This is a genomic window from Mesorhizobium sp. B3-2-1 (genome assembly GCF_006439515.1).
GTDB lineage: Bacteria > Pseudomonadota > Alphaproteobacteria > Rhizobiales > Rhizobiaceae > Mesorhizobium.
In genome coordinates this window covers 295,920-302,429 of record NZ_VFTI01000003.1, presented here as the reverse complement: position 1 = coordinate 302,429, position 6,510 = coordinate 295,920, and the positions used below count along the sequence as shown (strand labels likewise).

Annotated in this window: 4 protein-coding genes; 1 reads left to right on the top strand and 3 read right to left on the bottom strand. The window is 60.3% G+C overall.

What is annotated here, in order from left to right; genetic code table 11:
* Positions 1–194: 194 nt before the first annotated feature.
* Both alaS and recA read right to left on the bottom strand, forming a co-directional pair.
* A complete protein-coding gene (gene alaS / locus FJW08_RS05090) occupies positions 195–2,861 on the bottom strand; it encodes an alanine--tRNA ligase (RefSeq protein ID WP_140809318.1) in 2,667 nt (888 codons plus the stop codon).
* Positions 2,862–3,133: 272 nt separating this feature from the next.
* Complete coding sequence (recA, locus tag FJW08_RS05085) at positions 3,134–4,234, bottom strand: recombinase RecA (protein WP_013895892.1); 1,101 nt, start codon at positions 4,232–4,234, stop codon at positions 3,134–3,136.
* A 201-nt stretch (positions 4,235–4,435) separates the two neighbouring features.
* On the opposite strand from recA, the gene FJW08_RS05080 reads away from it, so the two are divergent.
* Positions 4,436–5,317 carry an IS1595 family transposase gene (locus FJW08_RS05080; RefSeq protein WP_140809317.1) on the top strand — a complete coding sequence of 294 codons (882 nt, stop codon included), beginning with the start codon at positions 4,436–4,438 and terminating at the stop codon, positions 5,315–5,317.
* Positions 5,318–5,376: 59 nt separating this feature from the next.
* Here FJW08_RS05080 and FJW08_RS05075 read toward each other — a convergent pair whose 3' ends face one another.
* Positions 5,377–6,282, bottom strand: a complete 906-nt coding sequence (locus FJW08_RS05075; protein ID WP_140809315.1) for a hypothetical protein — start codon at positions 6,280–6,282, stop codon at positions 5,377–5,379.
* Positions 6,283–6,510: the final 228 nt, after the last annotated feature.

Here is a 6,510-nt window from a genome sequence, read left to right as displayed (position 1 = left end):
CCGGTCCTCCCGGCGGACAAGAAAACTGTCACCCATGCTATCGGTCCATTCTGTTACCTATCTATCCGGTTCGGACAATAGATCGCTTCTCCCCGTCACTATACGGGGAGAAGGTGCCGGCAGGCGGATGAGGGGCAGCGCCACCCCTCAATACAAAACAATTCGCCCTGAAGCGATTGCCCAACCACAATCGATCAGGCTGCCTCCAGCGCCGCCCTTACCGCGGCGATCGCATCATTGGCTTTCGACGCATCCGGGCCACCGGCCTGGGCCATGTCGGGGCGGCCGCCGCCGCCCTGCCCGCCCAATGCGGCGGAGGCCACGCGTACCAGGTCGACGGCGCTGAAGCGGCTGACGAGATCATCGGTGACGGCGACCACGACGCTCGCCTTGTTGTCCTCGCCAGCGCCAACGAAGACGACGACGCCAGAGCCAAGCGAGGTCTTGCCGGCGTCGGCGAGCGGCTTCAGATCTTTTGGTGATACGCCGGAAACCGCCTTGCCGAGGAAGCCGACGCCAGCGACGATCTCGTTGGCGGCTGGCGCATCGGCAGGCGACCCGCCGCCCAGCGCCAGCTTCTTGCGCGCTTCGGTCAGGTCCTTCTCGAGCTTCTTGCGTTCTTCGAGCAGCGCTTCGACGCGCGCTGGCACATCCGCCGGCGAGATCTTCAGCGTGGCGGCGGCCGCCTTCAGCCGCCTGTCCTGTTCGTCGAGATGTTTTCGCGCGGCTTCGCCTGTCAGCGCCTCGATGCGGCGCACGCCTGCGGCGACCGCACCGTCCGAGACGATGCGCACGAGGCCGATATCGCCGGTCGCCCTGACATGCGTGCCGCCACACAGTTCGACCGAATAGGGCCGGTTGGCCTTGGCGCCATGCAGGCCCGTGCCCATCGAGACGACGCGCACTTCATCGCCATATTTCTCTCCGAACAGCGCCATCGCGCCCTCGGCAATGGCGTCGTCGACCGACATCAGGCGCGTGGTGACCGGGCTGTTCTGGACAACGATCTCGTTGGCCATGCGCTCGACCTCATCGAGCTCCTCGGCCGAAATCGGCTTGTTGTGCGAGATATCGAAGCGCAGGCGCTCGGGCGCGACCAGCGAGCCTTTTTGCGCGACATGGGTGCCCAGCACCTCGCGCAGCGCCTCGTGGATCAGATGCGTCGCGGAGTGGTTGGCGCGTAGCCTGGAGCGCCTGGCATGATCGACCTTCAGTTCGACCGCGGCACCCGTCTTGACCGTGCCCGCGATCACCTTGCCCAGATGCACGAACAGACCATCGGCCTTCTTTTGTGTATCGGAGATCTCGACCGAGAACCCCTCACCCGAGATAACGCCGGTGTCGCCCATCTGGCCGCCGGATTCGCCATAGAATGGCGTCTGGTTGACGACCACGGCCACCGCATCGCCCTTGGCGGCGCTGTCGACGGTCTTGCCGTCCTTGACCAGCGCCTGGATGAGGCCCTCAGCCTGTTCAGTCTCATAACCGAGGAATTCGGTGGCGCCGGTCTTTTCACGCACGGAGAACCAAACCGTCTCGGTGGCCGCTTCTCCGGACCCGGCCCAATGCTTACGCGCCTCCGCCTTTTGCTGCTCCATCGCATTGGTGAAGCCGGCAAGATCGACCGAAATGCTGCGCTGCCGCAGCGCGTCCTGTGTCAGGTCGAGCGGGAAGCCATAGGTGTCGTAGAGCTTGAATGCCGTCTCGCCATCCAGCATGTCGCCGGCGCCGAGCTTCTCCGTCGCCTCGGAGAGCAGCCCGAGGCCACGCACCAGCGTCTTGCGGAACCGTGTCTCCTCGAGTTTCAAGGTCTCGGTGATCATCGTTTCGCCACGCACCAGTTCCGGATAGGCCTGGCCCATCTCGCGCACCAGCGCCGGTACCAGCTTCCACATCAATGGATCTCGGGCGCCGAGCAACTGCGCATGGCGCATGGCGCGGCGCATGATACGGCGCAGCACATAGCCGCGGCCTTCATTCGACGGCAGCACGCCGTCGGCGACCAGGAAGGAGGACGAGCGCAGATGATCGGCAATGACGCGGTAGGACGCAACCGTTTCCGCATCGGGCGCGCGCCCAAGCGCGGAGGACGCCACATCGATCAAATGACGGAACAGGTCGGTCTCGAAGACGCTCTCCACCCCTTGCAGGATGGAGGCCATGCGCTCCAGTCCCATGCCGGTGTCGATCGACGGGCGCGGTAGGTCGACCCGCTCCTCCTTCGTCACCTGCTCATACTGCATGAACACCAGGTTCCAGAATTCGAGGAACCGGTCGCCATCCTCCTCCGGACTGCCGGGAGGGCCGCCCCAGATGTGCTCGCCACGGTCGATGAAGATCTCCGAGCACGGGCCGCAGGGTCCGGTGTCGCCCATCGCCCAGAAATTGTCGGAGGTCGGGATGCGGATGATGCGATCGTCGGAGAAACCGGCGATCTTCTTCCAGAAGCCGGCCGCCTCGTCGTCCGTGTGGTAGACGGTGACGAGCAGCTTGTCCTTCTTCAGCCCGAATTCCTTGGTGATGAGGTTCCAGGCAAGCTCGATGGCGCGCTCCTTGAAATAATCGCCGAAGGAGAAATTGCCGAGCATCTCGAAGAAGGTCAGGTGGCGCGCGGTATAGCCGACATTGTCGAGATCGTTGTGCTTGCCGCCGGCGCGAACGCTTTTCTGGGCGGTGGTGGCACGCGAATAGGGCCGCTTCTCCAAACCGGTGAAGACGTTCTTGAACTGCACCATGCCGGCATTGGTGAACATCAATGTCGGATCGTTGCGCGGCACGAGCGGGCTCGAGGCCACGACCTCATGGCCCTCCTTGCGGAAATAGTCGAGAAAGGTCGACCGGATCTCGTTCACGCCACTCATGGATACTGCCTTTTCGAGAGAACCGCCGGCCGGACCGGCGGGAGATGGCTCTGTGTTTTCTAGAAGATGGAGTTGGCCTTTTAGCCGTAGCTCTTGACCCTGTCCAGAAACACGGAATTGGGCCAATTCGCGCTTTGCACCGGCATTTGCGCAGACGCGCAAACGAAAACCGCCGGCGCGAAGGCCGGCGGTTTGGAACGCGATACTACAGAACTCTGTTACTTAAGCATCAGATAATAGGCTGGTTTTATGGCCAAACTCTGGCCGTTACCCTACATCGCGCCGGCTTCGTCCTCGAAACCGTCGTCGCCATTGCCTTCAGAGCCACCATTTTCGAGGAATTTTTCGGCGATCAACCCGGCATTCTGCCTGAGCGCCAATTCGATCTCGCGCGCGGTGTCAGGATTGTCGCGCAGGAACAGTTTTGCATTCTCGCGGCCCTGGCCGAGACGCTGCGAATTGTAGGAGAACCAGGCGCCCGACTTCTCGACCACGCCGGCCTTGACGCCGAGATCGACCAGTTCGCCGGTCTTGGAGACACCCTCGCCATACATGATGTCGAACTCGACCACCTTGAAGGGCGGCGCCAGCTTGTTCTTGACCACCTTGACGCGGGTCTGGTTGCCGACCACCTCGTCGCGATCCTTGACCGAGCCGATGCGGCGGATGTCGAGGCGCACCGAGGCGTAGAATTTCAGCGCGTTGCCGCCGGTCGTCGTCTCGGGCGAACCGAACATGACGCCGATCTTCATGCGGATCTGGTTGATGAAGATGACCATGGTGTTGGAGCGCGAGATCGAGGCGGTCAGCTTGCGCAGCGCCTGGCTCATCAGGCGGGCCTGCAGGCCGGGCAGCGAATCGCCCATCTCGCCCTCGATTTCGGCGCGCGGCGTCAGCGCCGCCACCGAATCGACCACCAGCACGTCGATGGCGCCGGAACGGACCAGCGTATCGCAAATCTCCAGCGCCTGCTCGCCGGTATCGGGCTGCGAGATCAGCAGGTTCTCAAGATCGACGCCGAGCTTGCGGGCGTAGACCGGATCGAGCGCGTGCTCGGCGTCGACGAAGGCACAGATGCCGCCCTTCTTCTGGGCTTCGGCCACGGTGTGCAGGGCCAGCGTCGTCTTGCCCGAGCTTTCCGGCCCGTAGATTTCGATGATGCGGCCGCGCGGCAGGCCGCCGACGCCGAGCGCGATGTCGAGGCCGAGCGAGCCGGTCGGCACCGTTTCGATCTCGACGACCTGCTCGTTGGCGCCGAGCCGCATGATCGAGCCCTTGCCGAAAGCCCGCTCGATTTGCGACAGCGCCGCATCCAGAGCCTTTGATTTGTCCACTGCCTTATCCTCTACCAGCCGCAAAGAATTCTGAGCCATGATACATCACCCCTTGGTCGTCAATGAAGGCCGGACAATCCGTAATCCCTGCCATTTTGTACCTTTTTTGTTCTCATTTGGCAAGGGTGACAACCAACTGAAAAACAAGCGATATCCCAATTTGTTCTTTTTTTGTCTCGCAACCCCGGGCAGGGATGTATCCCCTTGAAACATGTAAGCGGTCATGCTATATGATCCTGTATGAGCACGAACCCGAAACTCCCGACGATTCGCCAGTTCCTTGAACGGTTCCCGGATGACGAGACTTGCCTCGATCATCTTATGGTTACCCGTTACGGAAAGCGTCACGTTTGCGCCAAGTGCGGCAAGGAAGCGAACTTCCACCGCGTTAAGACCCGTCGCTGCTACGAATGCGATTTCTGCGGCTATCAGGTCTACCCGACCGCCGGCACTCCGTTCGAAGCCACGCGCACGTCCTTACGTGACTGGTACACGGTCATGTTCCTGTTCTGCTCATCCCGCAATGGCGTGTCCGCAAAGGAAGTCCAGCGCACTATCGGTGTGACCTACAAGACGGCGTGGCGCATGTGCAATCTCATCCGCCAGTACATGGGCTATGTCGACGGCGACACGCCGCTTGGTGGCAAGGACGGCGGCATCGTTGAAGCCGACAAGATGTTTTACGGTGGCAAGGACAAGCAGGGCGAGGACGACAAGACGGTTGTGTTTGGCGCTATCGAGCGCGGCGGCGAAGTCATCACGCGCATCGTGAAGGGTCGCGGTCGCAAGCACGTCATGCCAGCCATCTTCGATTGGATTAAGCCCGGATCGCGCGTTGCGACCGATGAGGCTGGCGTGTTCAACGAGCTATCCGAGCTTGGTTATCTGCATGGCACCGTGAACCATAGCCAAGGCGAATATGTGCGCGGTCAGGTCCACACCAACAACATCGAAGCCTTCTGGTCGCACGTTAAGCGTTCGATGCGCGGGACTTACGTTTCGGTTTCTGAGAAGTGGTTGCAGACCTACCTTTGGGAGTTCGAATTTCGGCAGAACCTGCGGAAGCATCCCCACTTGATGCTTGACCTCTTGTTGCAATCGTTCCCGCGCCCGGAACGGTGAGCGGTGGCTTGGTAGCCATCGCCTCTAAGAGACGGTCAAATCGCTTGGTTGCTTTATCTTCATTCATCATGGATGCGCACAAGATGTATCTCAGATGGTTCTAAATCGAGGCCAACGCGTTTCGAAATTAGCACTATGTCGCCCGTGATGCGATCCCGGCCCCACAATTGTTCCGGCGTCGCGGCGTCCATTAGCCTCATTCTCAGCCGCTTGTCATGCAGACCCAGCGGAACGGCAGCCCAGCCTGAAGCGTCGCGGTCTTTGTCCTGAGCGTGAACTTCAAGGACTACACCATCATAGTGCCGTGACTTTTCCGTTTGGGCGGCTTTTTCATACGCAAAGTCCATCGGAGCGTCGGCAACGGTGCTGCTATCGATGGTCGTGTCATTAACCAGGATAGGAGCATTTCCTTGTTTCTTGCTGGGCATAAAGAACTTCACAGCGCTATCGCCAAGCTGCTTGATCCGCGTTTTGACGCCGTAGCGCTTGTCGAGGAACGCCTTGACGTCCTCTTCAGACCTGCCGGAGCGCTGGGCCAAATCCTTGATAAGCGATCTCTTGAAAAGTTGCGTGGGCGTGTCTTGGACCTTACCCAGCACGAGTTTCTGGACGAAATCCGCGCCATAGACGATAGCCACTAGTGCCAAGACGACGAGTAGTGTGTCGGCATTTGCCGGGACGGTGTATCCAGTGTGATCGTGTATCAATTGTGGAAGCTCCTGCCGAAGTTCATCCTGAAAATAGGCAAAGAGCCCAACGAGCAGAACTTCCTTCAGGCTTCCGGACGAGATTTGCTGGACGCGAACGTCCACCTTCTGCACCGTCAATCCCGGAATGAAGTTTTCGAGGTTCTTTCCGGCTTCCTCCAAGACCCTTTGGAGTGCAAGCAGGCTGTTTATTATCTCCTGTATCGGAACGTTCGCTGCCGTCTGATATTCGACCTTGAAAGGTATTTGAATTTCCATCCGATCCCCCCAACGCAACAATAGCGCATAGGATCAGACCTTGACCCCAAAGTGGAGTCTGATTCGGGTGGCTTTCAGGGGCGGACTCGATCATCTCCGAAAGTATGGCACATTCGGCGATTTCGATTCACATGTTCGAAGGGGATACATCCCCCCGGGCAGGAGAGGGCTCCGCCCGGGCAGGAACAGGCTCCGCATTGGGCCAGACGGCTCGATCCTATCGCCCGG